The 2,940-nt window shown below is 58.2% G+C and carries 3 protein-coding genes; all 3 read right to left on the bottom strand.

Annotated features, from left to right (window positions below):
- Positions 1-509 (bottom strand): translation initiation factor IF-2 associated domain-containing protein (locus ACRXB1_RS33885; RefSeq protein ID WP_449494515.1); only part of this gene is annotated, 509 nt, incomplete at its 3' end.
- Positions 510-602: 93 nt separating this feature from the next.
- On the bottom strand, positions 603-2,078 hold the full coding sequence (gene nusA, locus ACRXB1_RS33880) for a transcription termination factor NusA (RefSeq protein WP_061999640.1): 1,476 nt from the start codon (positions 2,076-2,078) through the stop codon (positions 603-605).
- The gene (rimP, locus tag ACRXB1_RS33875; RefSeq protein WP_449494516.1) at positions 2,075-2,536 is read right to left on the bottom strand and encodes a ribosome maturation factor RimP; all 462 of its coding nucleotides are present in this window, start codon (positions 2,534-2,536) and stop codon (positions 2,075-2,077) included. Before rimP ends, nusA begins: the two co-directional genes overlap by 4 nt.
- Positions 2,537-2,940 lie beyond the last annotated feature (404 nt).

Raw genomic sequence — 2,940 nt, 5'->3', positions numbered from 1 at the left:
TGGCGTTCGGCTTCTGCCGCCGCTTCGCGCGCAACACGCTCCGCCTCTTCGCGCTCGAAGCGCTCCTGGCGTTCCTTCAGTTCAAGCGCTTCTTTTTCAAGCAGCTCGGCAGCATGGCGCGCTTCTTCATCGCGACGCTGCAATTCGGCTTCATCCACTTCGTCTTCGACGTGGTTCGCACCTTCGGCTACCTGTTCGGCACCGCTCTGATCGCGCTGCACGAACACGCGCTTCTTGCGGACCTCGACCTGAATGGTGCGAGCTTTACCCGTAGAGTCGGACTGTTTGATTTCCGACGTATGCCGGCGGGTCAAAGTGATCTTGCGTTTGTCGGCATCGGCGGAACCGTGCGACTTGCGCAAGTGTTCGAGCAGGCGCGATTTGTCCGTCTCGGACAAATCGTCATCCTCGCTCGCTTTCGTGACGCCAGCCGCCTGCAACTGCTCGAGCAGGACGCCCGCAGGCATTTTGAGTTCCGCGGCAAATTGGGCTACGTTGTTACTCGCCATTCATTCCTCTTGATGCAAGGACAAATTCCCTGCTGTTTGATCGGGGTCATGCGGCCAGCCGGCCGCGATATATCAGTGCGCCATGGTCATTTCTCACTGGAACCAGTGTTCACGTGCTTTCATGATCAACGCCTTAGCGGCATCCTCTTCAATACTGGTCATCTCGACCAGCTCATCTACAGCCAGCTCCGCGAGATCGTCGCGTGTCCGGACTTGATGTTCTTCAAGCTTCGAAAACAACTCGTCGGTCATGCCTTCGAGGCTCTTCAGGTCGAGCGCAACGCCTTCGACCTTCTCTTCATTCGCAATCGCCATTGTCAGAAGTGCGTCACGAGCGCGGTTACGCAGTTCGTGAACGGTGTCTTCGTCGAAGGCTTCGATTTCGAGCATTTCGTTGAGCGGCACATAGGCGATCTCTTCGAGGCTGGTAAAGCCTTCGTCGATGAGAATGTCAGCGACTTCCTCGTCGACGTCGAGACGCGCCATGAACAGGCCGCGCAACGTGCCACGCTCTTCGTTCTGCTTCAGCGCGGACTCGTCCGGCGTCATGATGTTGATCTGCCAGCCGGTCAGCTCGCTGGCAAGACGCACGTTCTGGCCGCTACGGCCAATGGCGACCGCCAGTTCATTCTCGTCCACGACGACGTCCATCGAATGTTTTTCTTCATCGACGACGATCGACTGTACGGCAGCCGGCGCGAGAGCACCGATCACGAACTGGGCGGGATCTTCCGACCATAGCACGATGTCGACGTTCTCGCCACCGAGCTCGTTGCGCACCGCCTGCACCCGCGAACCGCGAATTCCGACGCACGTACCGATCGGGTCGATACGCTTGTCATAAGCGATCACCCCGATTTTCGCACGCACGCCAGGATCGCGCGCAGCCGCCTTGATTTCGAGCAGGCCCTGCTCGATTTCCGGCACTTCCATTTCGAACAGTTTCATCAGGAACTCGGGCGCCGTGCGCGAGAGTTCGATCTGCGGGCCGCGTGCGGTGCGGTCGACCTTCGCGATATAAGCGCGAACCCGGTCGCCGACCCGCAGGTTTTCCTTGGGAATCAACTGGTCACGGCGCAGCAACGCTTCGACACGGCCCGATTCGACGATGAAATTACCCTTGTCCAGACGCTTGACCGCGCCGGTCATGATCTTTTCGCCGCGTTCCAGGAAGTCGTTCAGGATCTGCTCGCGCTCGGCGTCTCGAACCTTCTGGAGAATCACCTGCTTCGCAGCCTGGGCACCAATCCGGCCGAACTCGATGGACGGAATGGGTTGCTCGATGTACTCGTCGATTTCCGCGTCGGGCTTTTCTTCCTTCGCTTCGAACAACAGGATTTCCTGGTCCGGCTCCTGAAGACCCGCTTCGTCCGGCACCACTTTCCAGCGGCGGAACGTCTCGTGCTCGCCGCTCTCACGGTCGATCGCCACGCGGATGTCCACATCTTCCTCGAACAGCTTCTTCGTTGCCGAAGCAAGCGCTGCTTCGAGCGCTGCGTACACCACGTCCTTGTTGACGTTCTTTTCGCGCGCCAGCGCATCCGCCAGCATCAAAACTTCGCGACTCATTGTTTGCGGCTCCTAAAGTCAACTTTGGGGACGAGACGTGCTTTATCGAGGTCTGCGAGCGTGAAATCGAGCATCGCAGTGCCGCCGTCCTTCCCTTCGAATTCCAAACCGATCGACTCGCCGTTCGGTGCATGCAGGATGCCCCGGTACGACTTGCGCCCGTCCAGCGGCTTCTTCAATGTAATGGTGGCTTCGCTGCCCGCGAAGCGTTCGAAATCCGCCAATTTCTTGAGCGGACGATCGAGACCCGGCGACCCGACTTCAAGACGCGAGTAATCGATATTCTCCACTTCGAACAGATACTGAAGCTGACGTGTGACTTTTTCACAGTCTTCAATCGCGATTCCGGCGGGCTGGTCGATCGAGATACGCAGCAAACCGCCTCCCGCGCGCTCGATTTCAACAAGTTCGTAGCCCAGGCCCGAGACCGTGGTTTCGATGATTTCCGTCAGTTGCACAGTGAAAGACTCCAAGATGTTCGCGCGCTCCACGCCGAACACCTGCGGACCGCGCCTTGAGCCGGCGCATTCACTTACCCAAGATGCTGAACCGAAAGCCCAAAAAAAAATGGGCGCAACGCCCATCCTTCTGTACCGCGATCACATCCGGGCGGCGAAACAATCACCATGCCCATCGACTTCGTGATTTTAGCCATTTTTCGGGATAAACGCAACCAATACGCCCTGTGTGCAGGCGTTTGACGGCCATTTACAAGGCAAATCGAAGGTATTTATCGCGCATTCGCCGCACTTTCGTGCGCTTTCTTATTAGCAAAGGCACGCGGATGCCGCCGCGGGCAGGCTGGGCGGGCAATGCACGCCCAGCCGAATGTCTTTTGCCATGTCGGCAAGCGCTGTTCAGA

The organism is Caballeronia sp. M23-90, from assembly GCF_053574605.1.
The sequence above is the reverse complement of the archived record's forward strand: the minus strand, read 5'-3'. Positions and strand labels throughout refer to the sequence as shown.